Genomic DNA, 18562 nt, shown 5'->3' on the forward strand with positions numbered 1-18562 from the left:
CCTTCTATAATCGGCCCGTCCCGCTTTGTCCCGGCGCCGGCTCAGGCCTCCTCCGTCCCGACCCGGCCGAGATAATCCATCTTGCCGACTGGCACCCCTTCCTTGCGCAGCAGCGCATAGGCCGTCGTGACGTGGAAGAAGAAATTGGGCAGCGCGAAGCCCAGCACATAATCGCGCGCAGTGAACGTCATCGTCCGGTTGGGCGTCCGCACCTCCACCGGCGCGTCGTCCTTGCCGTCAAACCCTTCGCGCGGCGTCGCTTCCAGCAGGCCGATCGTCCGCGCGATCCGGGCGCGCAGATCGGCGATCGTCACTTCCTCGTCCGGCATGGAGACATGGTCGATCCCGCCGACCCGCACCGCGACACCCTTGGCGCTGTCGCTCGCCCGCTGGATCTGGCCGGTCAGCGGCGCCATGTCGTCGATCAGCCGCGCGCCGGTCAGTTCGCTTTCCGGCCGGCCCTGCTCGGCGAACCAGCTCGCGCCCTTTTCCAGGAACGCATCCATATTGCGCAACTGGCGCAGGAACAGCGGAATGCTGACATCGTAGAGCGAGAGCATAGAACGACTCCTCAAGGGTGCGGGTCGATCGCCCGTCGCGCGGCCCATGCCGTGCCCCCGAAACCTCCGCAAGCCTCTGCGTTGGCCCGCCGATCGGGCGCGGCATCTTCCATTCCGCCAATGCGTTACCATCTAGCGAGGGTCTGCGTGCCCGCCGCGCTTGCCTTCCGAACATAACTGGAACAAACTCGACCCATGGCTTTGACTCACATCTCCGTGCGTGGCGCCCGCGAGCACAATCTCAAGGGCGTGAATGTCGACATTCCGCGCGAGACTCTGACCGTCATCACCGGCCTGTCCGGATCGGGCAAGTCCAGCCTCGCCTTCGACACCATCTATGCCGAGGGCCAGCGGCGCTATGTCGAGAGCCTGTCGGCCTATGCGCGCCAGTTCCTGGAGCTGATGCAGAAGCCCGACGTCGAGCATATCGAGGGCCTGTCGCCCGCCATCTCGATCGAGCAGAAGACGACCAGCCGCAACCCGCGCTCGACCGTCGCGACCGTCACCGAAATCTACGATTATATGCGCCTGCTCTGGGCGCGCGTCGGCATTCCTTACTCGCCCGAGACCGGCCTGCCGATCAGCGCACAGACGGTCAGCCAGATGGTCGATCGCGTGATGCAGCTGCCCGAAGGCACGCGCTTCTATCTGCTCGCGCCCGCCGTGCGCGGCCGCAAGGGCGAGTATAAGAAGGAGCTCGCCGAATGGCAGAAGGCCGGCTTCACCCGCGTCCGCATCGACGGCGAGATGATGGAGATCGAAGACGCCCCCGCGCTCGACAAGAAATACAAGCATGACATCGAAGTCGTGGTCGATCGCCTCGCCATCCGCGAAGGCATCGAAACCCGCCTCGCCCAAAGCTTCGAAACCGCGCTGAAGCTCGCCGAGGGCTTGGCCTATGTCGATCTGGCGGATGGGACGGTCGAGGAGGCGCTGCGTGCTTCGACGTCGCTCAGCACGAACGGGGCGGAAAATACCGTTCGTCCTGAGCCTGTCGAAGGACGCAGCGAGACAGCCGAAAAAGGCGGAACCAAGTCCGGCATGAAAAACGCCGGCATCCCGGCCAACCGCATCGTCTTCTCCGAGAAATTCGCCTGCCCCGTCTCCGGCTTCACCATATCCGAGATCGAGCCGCGCCTCTTCTCGTTCAACGCCCCCCAGGGCGCCTGTCCAGCCTGCGACGGCCTCGGCGAGAAACTCTATTTCGATCCGCAACTGGTCGTGCCGAACGAGAATCTCTCGCTCAAGAAGGGCGCGATCGTGCCCTGGGCCAAGTCGCAGCCGCCCAGCCCTTATTATATGCAGGTGCTCGCCAGCCTGGCGAAGGCGTATGACTTCAGCCTCGACACGCCGTTCAACGACCTCAGCGAGGAACAGCGCGCGGTCATCCTCACCGGCACGCAGGGCAAGGCGATCCCGCTCACCTTCATCGACGGGCGCAAGAGCTACACCGTAAACAAGGCGTTCGAAGGCGTCGTCGGCAATCTCGAACGGCGCATGCTCTCGACCGAAAGCGCGTGGATGCGCGAGGAGCTCAGCAAATATCAGTCCGCCGCCCCGTGCGAAGTGTGCGGCGGCGCGCGCCTCAAGCCGGAGGCGCTGGCGGTCAAGATCGCCGGCGAGGACATCTCCATGTCCACCCGCCGCGCGGTCGGCCCCGCGCTCGCTTTCTTCCGCGCCATGCCGGATCATCTCAACCCGCAGCAAAGCCAGATCGCGACCCCGATCCTGAAAGAGATCGTCGAGCGCCTGGGCTTCCTCGACAATGTCGGGCTCGATTATCTCAACCTCGATCGCACCAGCGGCACCTTGTCCGGCGGCGAAAGCCAGCGCATTCGCTTGGCCTCCCAGATCGGCTCCGGCCTGTCCGGCGTGCTCTACGTGCTCGACGAGCCCTCGATCGGCCTGCACCAGCGCGACAATGACCGCCTGATCGTCACGCTCAAGCGGCTGCGCGATCTCGGCAATACCGTGATCGTCGTCGAGCATGACGAGGATGCGATCCGCACCGCCGATTATGTGATCGACATGGGGCCCGGCGCGGGCGTGCATGGCGGCGAGGTCATCGCGCAGGGCTCGCTCGAGGACGTGCTCGCCAACACCAGCAGTCTCACCGCCGATTATCTCACCGGGCGCCGCATGGTCCCGCTCCCGGCCAAGCGCCGCAAGGGCAACGGCAAGAAGCTGACGGTGAAGGGCGCGCGCGCCAACAATCTCAAGAATGTCAGCGCGTCGATCCCGCTCGGCACCTTCACCTGCATCACCGGCGTCTCCGGATCGGGCAAGTCGACCTTCACGATCGACACGCTCTACGCCAGCGCCGCGCGCCAGCTCAACGGCGCGCGCATGCTCGCCGGCCATCATGAGAAGATTGAGGGGCTGCAATATCTCGACAAGGTGATCGACATCGATCAGTCGCCGATCGGCCGCACCCCGCGCTCCAACCCCGCCACCTATACCGGCAGCTTCACCCAGATCCGCGACTGGTTCGCCGGCCTGCCGGAAAGCCAGGCGCGCGGCTACAAGCCCGGCCGCTTCAGCTTCAACGTCAAGGGCGGCCGCTGCGAGGCGTGCCAGGGCGACGGCGTGCTCAAGATCGAGATGCACTTCCTGCCCGACGTCTACGTCACCTGCGACGTCTGCCACGGCCAGCGCTACAATCGCGAGACGCTGGAGGTGAAGTTCCGCGACAAGAGCATCGCCGACGTGCTCGACATGACGGTCGAGGATGCGGTGGAATTCTTCAAGGCGGTGCCCAGCATCCGCGACAAGATGGCGATGCTGGCCGAAGTGGGCCTCGGCTACGTCAAGGTCGGCCAGCAGGCGACGACCCTGTCCGGCGGCGAGGCGCAACGCGTCAAGCTCGCCAAGGAACTCAGCCGCCGCGCCACCGGCAACACGCTCTACATCCTCGACGAGCCCACCACCGGCCTCCATTTCGACGACGTTCGCAAATTGCTGGAGGTGCTCCACGCGCTCGTCGAGCAAGGCAACACCGTGGTCGTGATCGAACATAATCTGGAGGTCATCAAGACCGCCGACTGGATCATCGACCTGGGACCTGAGGGCGGCGACAAAGGCGGCGAGATCGTCGCGACCGGCACGCCCGAACAGGTCGTGAAGGAGCCGCGCTCCTACACCGGCCACTACCTCAAGCCGCTGCTGGAGCATAAGAAAGAGGCGGTCGCGGCCGAATAGCCAACACCCCCCGTCACCCCGGCCTTGAGCCGGGGTCCCGCTTAATGCGACGGCACACAATCAAACCGCGCCGGTCCGACGCCGTCAGCCCACCTTTGCCTGCGCCACGATCCGCGCTTGTGCGTTCCCCATCCCAGCGACAATCGGAGGAACGACGATGCGAGCGGTTCGGATCTATCAATATGGCGGGCCCGACGTCCTGAAATATGAGGACGATGTGCCCGAACCCGAGATCGGCGCGGACACCGTCCTCATCCGGTCGATCGCAACCAGCGTGAACCCGATCGACTGGAAGGTGCGCTCCGGCGCCCGCCAGAAGGACTTCCCGCTGACCCTGCCCGCAATCCTCGGCAAGGATGTCAGCGGCGTGGTGACCGCGGTCGGCCGCGACGTGCGGGACTTCAAGCCCGGCGACGCCGTGATCGCAATGGCCAATGCGACCTATGCCGAGATCGTCGCGGTACCGGCTGCCTGGGTCACGCACCGCCCCGATGGGCTGGATCCGATCGACGCCGCCGCCCTCCCGCTCGTGGCGTTGACGGGCGATCAGCTCGTCCGGCGCGCCACCCAGGCCGCACCCGGCCAGACGATCCTCGTCAGCGGCGCCCTCGGCAGCGTGGGCCGCGCCGCCGTGCACAGCGCGAAGACGCTGGGCGCGAAGGTCATTGCGGGCGTCCGCGCGCGACAGCTAGCGGAGGCGGAGAGTCTGGGCGCCGATGCCACCGTGGCCATCGACGACGACGACGCAATCGCGCGGCTGGACGCCGTCGATGGCGTCGCGGATACGGTGGGGGGCGAGACCGCGGCGAAGCTGCTCGCCAGGGTCAGGCCGGGCGGCCGCTTCGGCTATGCGTCGGTGCTCCCGGAAGACGCCGCCAAAGACGCGACGGTCGCGGTAAGCCGCGTGTTCGCGCAGCCCGATCCGGCCAGGCTCCGCATATTTGCCGAAGACATGCGCGACGGCAAATTCGTCTTGCCGATCAGCCAGCGCATGCCGCTGCGTGACGCGGCCGCCGCGCATACGCTGTTGGAAAAGGGCGGGGGCGGAAAGATCGTACTGCTGCCGTGATGGGCGCGCACGGGTCCCCTGCGCATAGGACCGGGTCTCGCCTCCGCAATTCTGGATCGGCGACGAGGATCGGGCTCATCCTGCTGGGCGCCATGATCGCCGCGCACCCCGCTGGCGCGGCGCCGGGCCTGCCGGCCGAACTGACCCGCCAGCTCCCCGCCGGCTATGCGGTGCTGGGCAAGGCGCGGATCGTTGCGGGCCAGCCAAACCGCACATTCGTGATCGTCGCGCTGGGACGGCGCACCGAAACGAAAAATCGGGCGCTGCCGGCCCCGGCACGTCCGCTATTGATCTTTGCCTTGAAGGATCACCGCTACGTCCTTGCAGGCCGCAATGACCATGTCGTCCTGCGCGCCGACGAGGGCGGACAATGCGATCCGTTTCTCGACGGCAATGCGACGATCGCGACGCGCGGCCGCTATTTCACCGTCGAGAATGGCGTCGCCTGCGGCCAGCACTGGACCGATTACATCACCTTCCGGCTCGATGACCGGACGGGCGGTTTCGTCTTCGACAATGAGCGGACGGAATCATGGTCGATGAACCTGTCGCCCGTGGGAGACGCATTGGTCCGTGACGGTCCCCCATCCGTCCGGCGCGATCGCCCCGGAAAGATCACGCCGTTCGCGCGGTGGCGTCCCAGGGATTAGCGGGGCGGACGGCACGACAACGCCGGGGCGGACGGCTTCCATTTCGACGACGCGCACAAATTGCCAGATGTGCGCCATGCGCTCGTGGAGCAGGCAACACGGTGATGGTGATCGAACATAGTCAGGAGACCATCAAGACGGTCAATGGAACCATCGATCTTGGCCCCGAAGACGGCGACAAGCCTGTCCTAAACTTGTCGAAGGTGGGAGAGATCGTCGCGACCGGCACGCCCGAGCAGGTGGTGAAGGAACCGCGGTCTTATACCGGGCACCACCAAGCCGCTGCTGGAGGATAAGCGCGAGGCCGTGGCAGCGGAGTAAGATCCCCCTCCCGCTTGCGGGAGGGGTTAGGGGAGGGGCGGCCCCCTCTCTCCGCGGTCATGCCAGCGAAGGCTGGCATCTCACGAAGCAATGATACTGCGCGGCTTACCAAGTTCTTGGCGCCATCAGCTTAAGCGCGACTCCCGGTTATACTTGGTTCATTTGCATCGATATTCGGATTATTAATTAGACGATCGGCTCGATCCACCATCTTGACGGCCGCCCATAATTGACGTTCTGTGCCCGTAACGGCTCGGGGGCGAGCCGGTAAAAAGGGGGGGATATCATGAAGATCGCTTATGGCGCGCTTGCGCTGTCGCTTGTGCTCGCGTTGCCGGCTTCGGCGCAGCAGGCCATCGTCATTGGGGCACCGCAAGGCAACGTGCTGCGCGCGGGCACCGAGGTGCCGATGAAGATGTCGGAAGAACTGACCACGCTCGGCAAGCATCTCAAAGTTGGCCAGCGCTTCGAGGTGGAGACGGCCGAGCCCATCTCACTCAACGGTCGCGTCGTCATTCCGGCCGGCACCCATGGGACGGGTGAGGTCACCAGCGTGCGCAACAAGGGCATGTGGGGCAAGTCCGGCAATATTGAGGCGCGCGTCCTCTATCTGCGCGCAGGCGATCGTCAGATCCGCATGTCGGGCACGCTCAACGACAAGGGCGTGACCGGCACGGGCGCAGTAGTGGGTTCGGTCGTGCTGCTGCCCCTCGCGGGCTTTTTCATGACGGGCACCAGCGCCAGAATCCCGACCGGCGCGCCGGTCAAGGCCTTCCTGGACGAGGATGTGCCGGTGACCTTTGCGGATGCGGCGCCCGATGCGGGAATCGTTGTCGCCGCGGCGCAGGGGATTTCGGCTGCGCCAGCGGTGCCGCAGCAGTAGCTGGAATATCAGAACGAGGTGGTGGTGCGTGAATAGTTGATAAGGCCGAACTCGACCTATAAATCAAACCGGCCGTATTCGCTCTCGTAGACAAAAGTGCTAAAGGCGGTAGCCATGGTCCATAATTACACTCCCATAGTTCGTTGGAAGCAGGGCGAGCGAAGGGGTATTTGTCAACTTCAGCCAACGGCAAGAACTGGCGTCTTCCCGTTATTTCAGGTCGGCCCTGATCAATATCGCGAACCCACCAGCAAAAGCAAAGTCGGAGTGACCGCAGCTCAAGAGCTGGCCAATGAACTGAAGGCGTGCTGGGGTACCGCGGCGTTTTTTCTGGATGCATCTGCTCTTGCTGTGCCGACAGGCGTGGCCCACCATCCTATCACTGATATCGCAGCCGCTGCTCGTGCCATCGGCCTCACCCTCACACCCGTGTCATCTTTAGGCGCACCATCCGCATACCAAGCCGCTATTCGTGCTATCCACGCAACAGACGGGCGAGGCGCAGCGTTGAGAGTAGACTTAGCTGAATTTACATCAGCTAATACTTGGGCTTCAAGTTGGCTTCTGCCGTTACCAGTAACAGATTTGATCGCGGATTTCCGATCATCGATCGGCCTTGTGGCATCGATGGGCCCGGCGGTCGCGGACGTATTCAAGAAGCTTCATTCCGGCAGCAGTTGGCGCACAGTCACGATTGCAGGCACGAGTATACCCGGCGATTTCAGCGGTTACTCCGCAGGCCTGCATCTTATCAAGCGGACCGAGTGGGCTTTGTGGAAGGCTCTCGTTGCCGCAAAACTGCCCTATCGCCTAGATTACGGTGACTATATGACGGTTTCGCTTGCCGCGCCTCCGTCAGCGATCGCTTGGGGCTATCCCATAAATGCCAAGTATACCCTGCCCGATGACTTCCTGATTTGCCGCGGAATTAAAACAACCGGCCGAGGAAGCATCGATATGGCACCGCAGTTGGTAGGGCACGCCAAAAGCATTGTCGGATATTCTCATCGGCATCGCATCCAAAACTGCTGGGCCGACGATACGATAGATAAGATGGCGGCTGGAACGGAAAGTCCCGGAAGCCTCGAAACTTGGGTGCGATTAAGCGTGAACCGGCACATCGAGCGAGTTCGCATCGATTTGCCGTAGCCAATTTGATCGCTGCTTTAGAGCCGATCTTACTCCTAATCGCAAACTCATCAGATCGAGCTCCGTCGCTAAGCGCTCGTGCATCCGTCCTACGGGTTTGGATCGGATACCGCTCGCCAGATCGTGCTCCTCGAGAAGCCTTAGGGCTTCTTCACGCCACAGCAGCCTCGCTAAAATCAGAGCATCTATCCCGGGATTGCTCCGAGCAGCACGTCGCTCCCGGATTTCCAACGTACCATCAATCGCTGTACGAACAATCAAAGCGCCCCACCAGCGGGGGATGATATCTTTGGCCTTTCTCAAGTGTTTTTCCGTTGTCACTAAGTAGAGCCGGTCGAATACCAAGCCGTATATTTCCGCCTGGTCGGGAAGACGTGCTAGCGTGTCTCTCTCACTTTTCAACTCGAAGCCGGTTAACTCTCCGTTTATAACGGCTACATCTATCCTCACAGTTCCTGACCATATGCCCATCTCTTCGACAACGGACGTGTCGCCGTCGCCGCGATGCTGTTCCTCAAGCAGCGCTAATAGCGCTCGTCTCACATCTCGATCTCGCATGTACTCGCCCGGAATGCTGCTATAGGCACCGCCCGCAGAATCGTCGATTTGTGTATTAAAATCAATAGCATCCGACGGGCGCTAAGTGACTCCATTCATTGGAGAATCAAGATTGAGGCGGGCTTCAACAGAGCGTTACGGGAACACTATCCTTAACTTTCAGCCGTGTTGGGTGCGTCGAATTGCAAGCCAGCCATAACCGGCGGATCGTTGGCGCGCACCACCGCTTCACCGCTCCGATCCATCACATTGGAAGAAAAATTCCAGCCGTTTGGTATTGGCGGTCTGAAGTTAAGGGGACACTATACTTAATTCCGATCCGGGGGAATTCCGGGTCCGGTCACCCCGCACCTCAGCGCTTGGTGATATGTCGCGCAGGCTGATAAGCTCGATCTGTGACCAGCCCCTACCGGCCTGAATTCGAAGCAGCGCTCGGCCTTTTCGCCCAGGTGAGCGCGGCGATGCGCGCGCGGGGGTTTACCCGGCCGGTTTTGGTGGGTGGTGCCGCAGCGGAATATTATACCGGCAGCATGCTCGCCACCGGCGACTTCGATCTCTGCTCGCCCGTGCAGGCCGAGCTGGAGGAAGAGATGCAGCGCCACGGCTTCATCAAGCCATCCGGCCCCGGCATGGCGACCCGTGGCTGGATCCATCCGGCGCTGCACTTGGGCTTCGAGGTGGTTGCCGACGTGCCCATGGATGGCAACGTTGATCGCGACCACATCCTCCTCGTCGAGAATTTCGACACCGATGGGGCCTTTGCGATCATCGCGGTCGAAGATCTGATCGCGGATCGCATGGGCCAATATGCGTCGGGCACGGCGCGCGACCGCATCGATCAGGCGCGCTTGCTGCTGCGGCTTAACCCGGACGTCGATAAAGGGTATCTGGATCGGCGTATCCGTGAGGAAAGCTCTGGCGATTATGGCATCTCGGACATCGAAGGCTGACACGAAAGACTGGACCGGCCCGCGCCTGAATCATGCGGACTATGCCGCGCGCCTTGCCGCGCGCCGCGCCCAGATCGATCCCGGCGAACCTCCCCGCAACGCCGGAACGCGGCGAACGCCCAGCAAGCGCGCGCTGCTCAAGGCGATCGAGGAGAGCGGCGGCACTTGGTAAACGCCGCCGCAAAGTCGGCGCCGCCCCTCCTCAGGCGAAGGGGACGTTGACGTCGTCTTGCCCGCCAGGCCCACCCCTGTTAATTCGCGTCTGTCGGAAAAGGCAGCCTTGGTTTGGTAAGCCCAAGGCCTTTCGGTAACGAAAGTCTGGTCTTTGGCCTCGTGCCTCGGATCCCCGCGACGAACATCGGCCACCATCCAGGTGGCTGTGCGTTCGTCGGCGCGGGTCTCAGGGTTCGGGAAACGCTCCGGTCGAACATCGACATGGAGCTGAATCGTGCCAATATTCCCTATTCCCCGCTTGCGCCTGTTACGGTCGCAAGCCTTCCACGCCGCCGTGACTGGGACGTCGCTATGAACCGGCCCCTCATCGTCATCTTCGCGGCGATCTGCCTCGATGCCGTCGGGATCGGCCTGATCTTCCCGATCCTGCCGCGCCTGATTGAGGACGTCACCCACGCCGGCAATGTCGCGGCCTATATCGGCATCCTCGCCGCGCTCTATGCGGCGATGCAGTTCGTGTTCGCGCCCGTGCTTGGCGCGCTGAGCGATCGCCTCGGCCGCCGGCCCGTTTTGCTGCTGTCGCTGGGCGGGGCGGCGATCAACTATGTGCTGATGGCGCTGGCGCCGTCGCTGTGGCTGCTGGCGATCGGCCGCGCCATCGGCGGACTGACGAGCGCCAACATCTCGGTCGCGAGCGCCTATATCACCGACATCTCGCCGGAGGCGCTGCGCGCGAAACGCTTCGGCCTGTTCAACGCGATGTTCGGCATCGGCTTCATCCTCGGCCCGGTCCTGGGCGGGCTGCTCGGCGACCATTGGCTGCGGTTGCCGTTCATCGCGGCGGCCCTGCTCAACGCGGGCAATTTCCTGCTCGCCTTCTTCGTCCTGCCGGAATCGCGCACGCCCAGCCGCGAGAACATCGACCTCGCCGCGCTCAATCCGCTGCGGCCGCTACGCTGGGCTTTCTCGATGCAGAGCCTGACGCCTGTGATCGCGATCTTCTTCGTCCTGAGCGCCACCGGCGAAGTCTATGGGACGTGCTGGGCGCTGTGGGGCAATGACATGTTCCAGTGGAATGGGCTGTGGATCGGCCTGTCGCTCGGCACCTTCGGCCTGTGCCAGGCCCTGGCGCAGGCCTTCCTGCCGGGGCCGACCGTCACATTGCTGGGCGAGCGCCGCACCGTCTTGGCCAGCATCGCCGGTGCCTGTGTTGCGCTGACCGCCATGGCTTTCGTCACCCACGGCTGGATGGTGTTCGCGATCATGCCGATCGTCGCATTGTCCGGCGTCGGCAGTCCGGCCCTGCAATCGCTCGCCACCCGGCTCGTCGACGAGAGCCGCCAGGGCCAGTTCCAGGGGGTGTTGGCATCCGCGATGAGCATGGCGTCGATCGTCGGGCCGCTGGGCTTCTCGACCATCTACTTCGTCGTGCGCGATCGCTGGCCCGGTGCGATCTGGCTGTCGGCGCTGGCGGTCAACGCCATCGCGGTGCCGCTCGTGCTCACCCTGCGGTTCAAGCCGGCCGGGACCTCCGCCGCACCACAGTGACCGTGGTTGACGGGCGCGCGCAACGATTTGGCACGCTGCGCTTGCGGGTCGGTCGGCATAGTGGCTCAAGCGATCGAAGAATTCTACGACCACGCCGAAGCTCGCTTGGAATAAGACAGCCGTGCGGGCGCATCACGACCTTGAGGCCCAAGCGAAAGGCGCGCCTTTATGCCCTCTCCCGATCCGAATATTCTCATCGCCGGCGCCTCGCGCGGTCTCGGTCTGGCGCTGGCGGCCGAATTCCTCGCCCGCGGCTGGCATGTCATCGGCACCGTCCGCGGCGCGGATCGTACCGATCTCCATGACCTTGCCGATCGCCACCCCGATCGCGTCGAGATAGCGCCGCTCGACATTACCGATCCCGCGCAGATCGCCGCATTAGATACCCGCCTCGCCGGTCGCACGCTCGACATGCTGTTCGTCAACGCCGGCGCCACCACCCACGACCCGCAGGTGACAATGGGGCATGTCACCGACGACGAATTCGCGCAGGTCATGGCCACCAACGTGCTCGGCCCGATGCGCGTGATCCAGGCGCTGGCGCATCGAGTGCCGGCGGGCGGCCTGATCGGCGCCATGTCGTCCGGCCAGGGCAGCATCGCCAATAATGAGAATGGCCGCGGCGAGATTTATCGCAGCAGCAAGGCCGCGCTCAACATGGCGCTGCGCAGCTTCGCCGCCCGCGACGCCGCCGGCGGCCGCGCCGTCGTGGCGATGGCCCCCGGCTGGATCCGCACCGATCTCGGCGGCGCGTCCGCACCCTTCACGATGGAGGAAGCGATCCCGATGGTCGCTGACACCCTCCACGCGGCGCGCGCGACCCCGGGCATGCACTATCTCGACCGCTTCGGCGCGACCGTGCCCTGGTGAGTGTGCGCTGAAAGATACACGTTGATCGTCCAGACGGCGACCAGAGCGTCGATCCGCAGACGACGGTCCTTAGTCATAAGCGAGCTATACGAATACCGAGGATAGCGCGGAAGGGCGCGGCATCGCAGCCATGCAGGCAGCGGATGGATCTTATCCGAAATCGCACACTACGCAGCCGCCGCCGGACAGCAGACATAGGGGTGGCCGGAGCGGACGTTCCGGCGTGAACCTTCACGGGAGTATGCTGTCATGGTTGACGAAAACGGCCCCCATTATTTCGTGGCGTTCCAGACGCCCGGCCCGAACTGGGTGCAGAATGTGCCCTATAACGAGCAGCCCGAATTCATGGCCCATGTCGGCTACATGACCGAGCTGCAGGCGCGCGGGCTGACCGTGATGAGCGGGCCCTTCATGAAGGAAGCGGGCGGCCTCAACGGCGTGCTCGACGATGGCGGCATGACCATCTTTCGCGCGGCCGATCTGGCCGAGGCGACGCGCATCGGCACCGACGACCCAACGGTCAAATCCGGCATGCTGAACGTCGCGGTGAGGATGATGTGGGTGCCGTTCCACGAATGATCGCGGCGGGCTGGCCATGCGATCGGCCGCCACCGCGACGAATAACTCTTATCCGCCGAAGCCGCCTTATCGCGCGGCGATGCAGGGCCATCTCCCGTCCGAAGGGAGCACATCCGCCCCCCAACAAGGACCAGAGACATGAACCGACTCCAAGGCAAGATCGCCGTCGTCACCGGCGGCAGCAGCGGCATGGGCCGCGCGACCGCGGCGCAATTCGTGGCGGAGGGCGCTACGGTGATCGTCACCGGCCGCCGCCAGGACAGGATCGATGCGACGATTGCCGAGATTGGCGGCGCGATTGAGGGCTTTCAGGGCGACATTGCCGATCTCGCCGATCTGGAGCGGCTGCGCGCCTATATCGCCGAAAAGCATGGCCGCATCGACGTGCTCTTCGCCAACGCCGGCGGCGGGTCGCTGGGTGCGTTCGGAACGGTGAGCGAAGCGGATTTCGACCGCACCGTGGCGATCAACCTGAAGGGCACCTTCTTCACGGTGCAGACGTTGCTGCCGCTGATCGTGGACGGCGGATCGATCATCCTCAACGGATCGATTGCGGGCAGCCTCGGCATGCCGGCCTTCACCGTCTATTCGGCGACCAAGGCGGCGATCCGATCCTTCGCCCGCACCTGGACCAAGGATCTCAGCGCGCGTCGCATCCGCGTCAACACGCTCGCGCCCGGCACGATCATCACGCCGATCATGACCGAGCAAGCGGGCTTCAGCGAGGAACAGCGCGACGCTTTCTATGCACAATTCGCGAGCGAGACGCCACTGGGTCGCAATGGTGATCCCAGCGAGATCGCATCCGTCGCAACCTTCCTCGCCTCGGCCGAAAGCAGCTTCGTCACCGGCGTCGAGCTCCACGTCGACGGCGGCTACGCGCAGGTGTGAGCGGCGGGGGCGGAGAGAAGGAGCGCCGACTTTCCCGACCCTCCAACCCTCGTCATGCTGAACTTGTTTCAGCATCCATGGTGCAGCAGGCGCTGCGCTGCGGGGAGAGATGGATGCTGAAACGAGTTCAGCATGACGATTGGGATAAGGGCGCGGTCCGTGCCGCCGCCGCCCCCCGTCATAAAGCTGGCGACCGCCCCGAAACCCTCTAAGCTGGAGCCGATCCATGACAGTCGGGACCGAGCGATTGAGCGACCAGTTCCAGGCACTTCGGCTGTTCGTCCAGATTGCGCGGTTGGGCAGTTTCTCCAAGGGCGCGCGCGAGTTGCGCCTGTCGCAGCCGACTGCGTCGCGGATCATCGCGGTGCTGGAGGAGCAATTGGGCGTGACCCTGTTCGCCCGCTCCACCCGCGCGCTGACGCTCACCGATGCCGGTTCTGCCTATCTCGCGCGCGTGCGGCCGATCCTCGAATCGCTCGAGGACGCGGCCAACGAGGTCCGCAGCACCGACGATCTGCGCGGCACGCTGCGGATCGCAGTCGCCTCGATCATCGCCTCGCGCGCGATCGTCCCCCTGCTCGGCGGCTTCGCCGCGCGCCATCCGCATCTGAAGATCGAACTGCTGATCGACGACCGGCGGCAGGACCTGATCCAGGACGGCATCGACGTCGCGATCCGCTTCGGCAAACTGCCCGATTCCAGCGCGATCGCGCGGCTGATCGGGCGTTGGCCCTTGGTCGTCGCCGCCGCGCCGGCCTATCTGGAGGCGCACGGCACCCCTGATACGCCCGAGGCGCTGGCCGATCATGCCTTCGTGATCGCCGGCCCGGTCGCGGGCCGGGAATTGCTGTTCCGCCGCGGCAATCGCGAAGTGAGCGTGCAACCGCAGGGGCAGGTGGCGATCAACGGCGCGGAAGTGGCCGTGAGCGCCGTCCGCGCCGGGCTCGGCATCGCGGTCGCCAGTCTGCCGGCCTTCGCCGAGGATCTCGACAGCGGCGCGCTGGTGCGGCTGCTGCCCGACTGGGCCCTGGACGAGATTGAGGCGCACGCCTTGTTCGCCAGTGGCCAATCCGTCCGCCCTGCCGCCCGCGCCTTCGTGGATCACCTCCTGCAGCAATTGCGCGCGGACCCCGGCTAGAGCGTGATGACTTAGTATGAACCATTCGTCTCGAGTGCGATCGAGCTTGTCGAGAGCGCCTATCGAGAGATGCCTGCCTCTGCCGGCATAACGGCTGAAGCGTCCGACGCCGCAGAAGTGCCCGCCCACCAGCCCGATCGTCTTGACATTTGTACGTGTAAAGCGTACACTCCTGCCCCAGATCAACGCGGGCCAAAACATCATGCCCCGCTCAATCCCCGGCTCTTTCTCAGATGTGGCTGTGAAACAACGACACCCAAATTGGGCGGACCCGCCGCGCAACGCCGCCCCGCACCGATCGTCACACACCCCAAATCATCAAGTTCGTTTCCGGTGTTTTTTATTTTCGAGTCACCGGCGGCGTCCGGTCGGGGCGGCCCTGTGGCTCAGCCGCATCGCCCCTCGCGCGTGCCGGTAATCACCCCGGTCGCGTCCATTGGGCGGCCGCCGGCATCCGCATGGGCCTTCACATCGATCCGCAGCGTGCTGTCGTCATAGCGCCCCTCGCCCGTGGCGGAGAAGATCAGGCCTTTCTTGTCGCGTTCGCAGCCGCCTGCGAACGCGATCTTCCCGTCCGCATAGGTAAAGCGATCCATTTTGCAGTTGTCCCCCGTGCCAGGCATCAGCACACGGTTGAGAACAGCCTGGGTCATGGCGACGTCGCAAAACGCTTCCGTGCTGTGCTCGGCCAAGGGCTCCGCCACCGGGGCGCCGTTCACGCGCTCGATCCGGAAGTCATAGGTCAACGCCCAATGCCACTTCTGCGCAGCAGGCGCGGCGGCCGCCGCCGTACCGATCGCCGCTGCCAGCAGGGCCAGGGTCTTTATGCCGCGCATGCCTGAATCTCCCGTTCGCGTTCGTCCCGGTCCGCAAGACGATAGGCGCGCCAGCATTCTCGGTTATCCGCCCGGGCGTGACAAGGCAGCACAGGCAACGCGCTGCGCGTCCTCCATGCCGGCATGCGCATCTTTCCCACCCCGCATCGTCGCACAAGTCGCTCTATCAGGCGCGGCGGCGGATCACGTTCGCGCCGCCCCTCGGAACGCCCGCCCGCCTTTCCCGTTCTGCTCCGGATAGCGGAGAGGAATGACGTGGAGATTGTGAAGCTGCCTGTCGGCACGGCCGCCCCGGCCGATGCCGATTGCATCCGCGTTCAGGAATTGCCCGACGGCGCCTTCGCGCTCGAGGGCAATTTGCTGGCGCCGCCCGATGCGGAGGATATTTCGGAATCGGTCAGCCTGATCGCGATCGATCCCTATCCCAGTTACGAGGCGGCCGAATCCGCCGGGCTGGCATGGGCGCATGGCTGCAAGGTAGCCGTGCTGCACGTCGCGCGTTCGGACGGCACCACCCCGCTGCCCGACCCCGGGGAATAAGCGCAAGGGCCAGGCCGATCGGCCCGGGGCGCGGCCGCGGGATCAGTCGATCTCGCGATGCGGCAGGCCCGACAGGCGTACGAGCGTCCGGCCCAGTTCGCGGTGTGGGCCCGGCTCCGGGCTCCATCGCTCCAGCAGCCTGTATCCCGCGTCGCTCACGCTTTCGAAGAGCCACGTCTGACCATCCATCCCATGGCGGCAATTGACCCCCGGCGCATCCAGCGCGCGCGTGCGGGTCACCGCCTCCCGCAGCCGGGCGATGTCCGCCCGCGTCAAGGCGCGATCGACGCGATGCTTGATCGCGAGGCCTTCGCCATCATCCCACAGCACCGCGCCTGTCAGCCGCACGGGCCGGTTCCGCGCCCAGACGATCCGCACGACGATATTCTCGTAGCGGCTCGTCAGGAAGATGAACCGCAGCGCCCCCGCGCCCGGCGCGCGAGCAGCGGATTTCGCCGAAAAGAGCGCGGGTTCGCCCAGCGCCGTCAGATAGGGCGCCACCTGCGCATTCAGTCCGTCGGTGGCCATGAAATCCCGGGTCGGCCATTCCAGCCAGCTGTGGAAACATAATCGCGTATCCTGCGGCGCTTGCGGTGGCAGATAGCGCGGCAGCGGCGCCGCGGCTGATAGTGGCTCTCCTGCCAGGAGCATCGGAAGCGATGCGAACAGGGCCGGGAAAAGGGCTGATCGTGTCACGTCATGTCCATCCGGGAGAGAAACGGAACGCGCCATACCGCCAGGCCGCCCGCCCAGAATTGCCGGCCGGTCGGGCGACGTCAATCCATCCCGCGTCCCTGCCAAAGCGGGCATCGCCACGGCCCTGGCGATCCCCCGTCCGGCGCCACGCTTTGCAGGCGAAATCCGGGGCGAAGGCCGCTACATCATGGCGCCATGCCCTTCGTCAGTATCACGCGTCTGCGCGTCCGCTCGATCCGCTTCCTGCCCGCTTTCTTCCTCCATGCGCGCCGCACGAGCGCGCAGGCGGAACATACCGACGGATTCCTGGCCGGCGGACTGAAACCCGACCGGCGCTGGACCTTCTGGACGATGACCTTGTGGCGCGATCAGGCGGCGATGCGCGCCTATATCGCCAGCGGCGATCATCTCCGCGTGATGCCGAAGCTGATGCACTGGTGCGACGAGGCAAGCGTGGTCCATTGGGATCAGCGGGGCGACGCTTTGCCCGATTATAGCGAAGCGGCGCGCCGCATGCGCAGCGAGGGTCGCCCGTCCAAGCTGCACCGGCCGAGCGCGCACCACGCCGATCTAAGCTTCGCCGAGCCGGACCAACGTGGCCCCATGCAGCTCACGCCGGCGCGCCGGGGCGCCCCCGCTTGACCCGCGCGGCCCGCTGTCCAAGATCGGCTTACCCAGCGGGAGCAGCGACGTGACGGCGGGACCGGCACCCTATCCTTACCAGGATTTGTCCCCGACGACGCGCACCGCGACGATCGCCATATGGGCCTATCTGGTTGCCGACACGGTGCTCGGGCTGGGGTTATTCTATCACCGCGTGCTGGACCCGACGCCCTTGCCGCCGGGCCTTGCATCATTGGTCCTGCCGCTGGCATTTTTGACGCTGTGCCTGACCGTGGCGGCGTTCGCGATCGTCCAGAGCTGGATCTATCAGGCGAGCCGGAACGCCCACGCTCTGGGTGGCGATCTCACCATCACGCCGGGCTGGGCCGTGGGCGCGTTCTGGGTGCCGCTGCAGCATATCGAAAAGCCGCTCAAGGCGATGCAGGAGACCTGGCTGGCGAGCCATCATGGCCGGGACTGGAAATCGCACCGCGCGCCGCGGCGGCTGGACCTCTGGCGGGCCTTGTGGCTGGCGGTGCTCGTGGCCAAGACGCTGGCGCTGTGGGTGGGGGAGAAACAGTCGGTACTGAGCGGCTATTTCTACCTTGCCGACGTGCTGTGCAACGTGCCGCTCTGCCTGCTCTTCCTGTCGATCATGCGGCAGGTGTCGGTCGCGCAGCGGATCACGCACGGGCAGGTCCCTGCCGCCGCCGCCGCCGAACCCCGCTCGATCGGCCGCTATCGCGATCTCGGCGGGTGGACGCGCATCGCGACGGTCATGGTGGCGCTGCACATGTTTCCGCCGGCCCTGGCCGCGGGCTATTTCTACTATCATGACGTGCTGATGCGGACCCCGATCGATCCGACCATGGCGGGTTTCGCCGATCTGCTGACCTGGTGGCCCCTGCTGTGGGCGCTGGCGACAATGGTCGTCATCGGCTGCTGGATCTATCGCGCGAGCGTGAATGCGCATGCACTGGCCAGCGGCCTGACGATCGGCCCGGGCTGGGCGGTCGGCTGGTTCTTCATCCCGATCGCGCACCTGTTCAAGCCGTTCGACGCGATGAAGGAAACCTGGCTGGCGAGCCATCATCCGCGCGATTGGGCGACGCGGTCGCCGCCCGTCCTGTTATTGACGTGGTGGGGTTTGTGGGTGGCGGTGCTGAGCCTGCACAATCTGTCGGGCTATATGTTCGAACGGAATTACACGCTCGCCACGAAGCTGGCCTTTGCCGAGGGCCTGCTCAACATACCGCTCTGCCTGGTGCTGATCGCCGTTGTCCGGGCGGTGGCGGCGGCGCAGCGCCGGGCGGCGGCTTGACGGTCGCCCATCAACCCGCTTGAAGGCC

At 64.8% G+C, this 18562-nt stretch carries 20 protein-coding genes; 16 read left to right on the forward strand and 4 right to left on the reverse strand.

All coding sequences use genetic code 11. The features are described 5' to 3' along the window. Positions 1 to 41: 41 nt before the first annotated feature. Positions 42 to 560, reverse strand: a complete 519-nt coding sequence (locus ACSBM8_RS18515; protein WP_442679458.1) for a DUF1993 domain-containing protein — start codon at positions 558 to 560, stop codon at positions 42 to 44. 195 nt (positions 561 to 755) lie between these two features. Between ACSBM8_RS18515 and uvrA the strand changes: the two genes are divergently transcribed. The 6 genes from uvrA (at position 756) to ACSBM8_RS18545 (ending at position 7830) form a co-directional block, all read left to right on the forward strand. Next, on the forward strand, positions 756 to 3758 hold the full coding sequence (gene uvrA / locus ACSBM8_RS18520) for an excinuclease ABC subunit UvrA (protein ID WP_442679459.1): 3003 nt from the start codon (positions 756 to 758) through the stop codon (positions 3756 to 3758). A 157-nt stretch (positions 3759 to 3915) separates the two neighbouring features. Continuing rightward, positions 3916 to 4827 (forward strand): NADP-dependent oxidoreductase, encoded by a 912-nt coding sequence (locus ACSBM8_RS18525; RefSeq protein WP_442679460.1) that lies wholly within the window; start codon positions 3916 to 3918, stop codon positions 4825 to 4827. Positions 4828 to 4919: 92 nt separating this feature from the next. Continuing rightward, complete coding sequence (locus tag ACSBM8_RS18530) at positions 4920 to 5477, forward strand: hypothetical protein (protein ID WP_442679461.1); 558 nt, start codon at positions 4920 to 4922, stop codon at positions 5475 to 5477. 101 nt (positions 5478 to 5578) lie between these two features. Further along, a complete protein-coding gene (locus ACSBM8_RS18535; protein ID WP_442679462.1) occupies positions 5579 to 5773 on the forward strand; it encodes a hypothetical protein in 195 nt (64 codons plus the stop codon). A gap of 311 nt (positions 5774 to 6084) precedes the next feature. Continuing rightward, the gene (locus ACSBM8_RS18540) at positions 6085 to 6681 is read left to right on the forward strand and encodes a hypothetical protein (RefSeq protein ID WP_442679463.1); all 597 of its coding nucleotides are present in this window, start codon (positions 6085 to 6087) and stop codon (positions 6679 to 6681) included. A gap of 114 nt (positions 6682 to 6795) precedes the next feature. After that, on the forward strand, positions 6796 to 7830 hold the full coding sequence (locus ACSBM8_RS18545; RefSeq protein WP_442679464.1) for a beta family protein: 1035 nt from the start codon (positions 6796 to 6798) through the stop codon (positions 7828 to 7830). On the opposite strand, the gene ACSBM8_RS18550 is transcribed toward ACSBM8_RS18545, so the two are convergent. Continuing rightward, positions 7783 to 8388, reverse strand: coding sequence for a sce7726 family protein (locus ACSBM8_RS18550; RefSeq protein WP_442679465.1), 606 nt, complete (start codon positions 8386 to 8388; stop codon positions 7783 to 7785). The genes ACSBM8_RS18545 and ACSBM8_RS18550 overlap by 48 nt on opposite strands. A gap of 395 nt (positions 8389 to 8783) precedes the next feature. Here ACSBM8_RS18550 and ACSBM8_RS18555 point away from each other — a divergent pair, with 395 nt between their 5' ends. From ACSBM8_RS18555 to ACSBM8_RS18585, 7 genes are all read left to right on the forward strand, one after another. Continuing rightward, positions 8784 to 9338: a hypothetical protein gene (locus ACSBM8_RS18555; protein ID WP_442679466.1), complete on the forward strand. Its 555-nt coding sequence runs from the start codon at positions 8784 to 8786 to the stop codon at positions 9336 to 9338. Beyond that, positions 9313 to 9510 (forward strand): hypothetical protein, encoded by a 198-nt coding sequence (locus ACSBM8_RS18560; RefSeq protein ID WP_442679467.1) that lies wholly within the window; start codon positions 9313 to 9315, stop codon positions 9508 to 9510. Before ACSBM8_RS18555 ends, ACSBM8_RS18560 begins: the two co-directional genes overlap by 26 nt. Before the next feature lie 353 nt (positions 9511 to 9863). Next, positions 9864 to 11060: a TCR/Tet family MFS transporter gene (locus ACSBM8_RS18565; protein ID WP_442679468.1), complete on the forward strand. Its 1197-nt coding sequence runs from the start codon at positions 9864 to 9866 to the stop codon at positions 11058 to 11060. Positions 11061 to 11228: 168 nt separating this feature from the next. After that, the gene (locus tag ACSBM8_RS18570) at positions 11229 to 11930 is read left to right on the forward strand and encodes an SDR family NAD(P)-dependent oxidoreductase (RefSeq protein WP_442679469.1); all 702 of its coding nucleotides are present in this window, start codon (positions 11229 to 11231) and stop codon (positions 11928 to 11930) included. A 249-nt stretch (positions 11931 to 12179) separates the two neighbouring features. Continuing rightward, positions 12180 to 12509, forward strand: a complete 330-nt coding sequence (locus ACSBM8_RS18575; protein ID WP_442679470.1) for a YciI family protein — start codon at positions 12180 to 12182, stop codon at positions 12507 to 12509. A 138-nt stretch (positions 12510 to 12647) separates the two neighbouring features. Further along, complete coding sequence (locus ACSBM8_RS18580; protein ID WP_442679471.1) at positions 12648 to 13400, forward strand: SDR family NAD(P)-dependent oxidoreductase; 753 nt, start codon at positions 12648 to 12650, stop codon at positions 13398 to 13400. Between the two features lie 226 nt (positions 13401 to 13626). After that, entirely contained in the window at positions 13627 to 14538 is a 912-nt protein-coding gene (locus tag ACSBM8_RS18585) for a LysR family transcriptional regulator (RefSeq protein ID WP_442679472.1), read from the forward strand. 386 nt (positions 14539 to 14924) lie between these two features. On the opposite strand, the gene ACSBM8_RS18590 is transcribed toward ACSBM8_RS18585, so the two are convergent. Continuing rightward, positions 14925 to 15374 (reverse strand): DUF3617 domain-containing protein, encoded by a 450-nt coding sequence (locus ACSBM8_RS18590; protein WP_442679473.1) that lies wholly within the window; start codon positions 15372 to 15374, stop codon positions 14925 to 14927. A gap of 264 nt (positions 15375 to 15638) precedes the next feature. On the opposite strand from ACSBM8_RS18590, the gene ACSBM8_RS18595 reads away from it, so the two are divergent. Next, positions 15639 to 15914 (forward strand): hypothetical protein, encoded by a 276-nt coding sequence (locus ACSBM8_RS18595; protein WP_442679474.1) that lies wholly within the window; start codon positions 15639 to 15641, stop codon positions 15912 to 15914. 42 nt (positions 15915 to 15956) lie between these two features. On the opposite strand, the gene ACSBM8_RS18600 is transcribed toward ACSBM8_RS18595, so the two are convergent. After that, positions 15957 to 16610 carry a hypothetical protein gene (locus ACSBM8_RS18600; protein ID WP_442679475.1) on the reverse strand — a complete coding sequence of 218 codons (654 nt, stop codon included), beginning with the start codon at positions 16608 to 16610 and terminating at the stop codon, positions 15957 to 15959. A gap of 195 nt (positions 16611 to 16805) precedes the next feature. Between ACSBM8_RS18600 and ACSBM8_RS18605 the strand changes: the two genes are divergently transcribed. Both ACSBM8_RS18605 and ACSBM8_RS18610 read left to right on the forward strand, forming a co-directional pair. Continuing rightward, positions 16806 to 17252: a DUF3291 domain-containing protein gene (locus ACSBM8_RS18605; RefSeq protein WP_442679476.1), complete on the forward strand. Its 447-nt coding sequence runs from the start codon at positions 16806 to 16808 to the stop codon at positions 17250 to 17252. A gap of 49 nt (positions 17253 to 17301) precedes the next feature. Then, positions 17302 to 18534 (forward strand): DUF4328 domain-containing protein, encoded by a 1233-nt coding sequence (locus ACSBM8_RS18610; RefSeq protein WP_442679477.1) that lies wholly within the window; start codon positions 17302 to 17304, stop codon positions 18532 to 18534. Positions 18535 to 18562 lie beyond the last annotated feature (28 nt).

Source organism: Sphingomonas sp. ASY06-1R (assembly GCF_052180265.1).
Lineage (GTDB): Bacteria > Pseudomonadota > Alphaproteobacteria > Sphingomonadales > Sphingomonadaceae > Sphingomonas_I.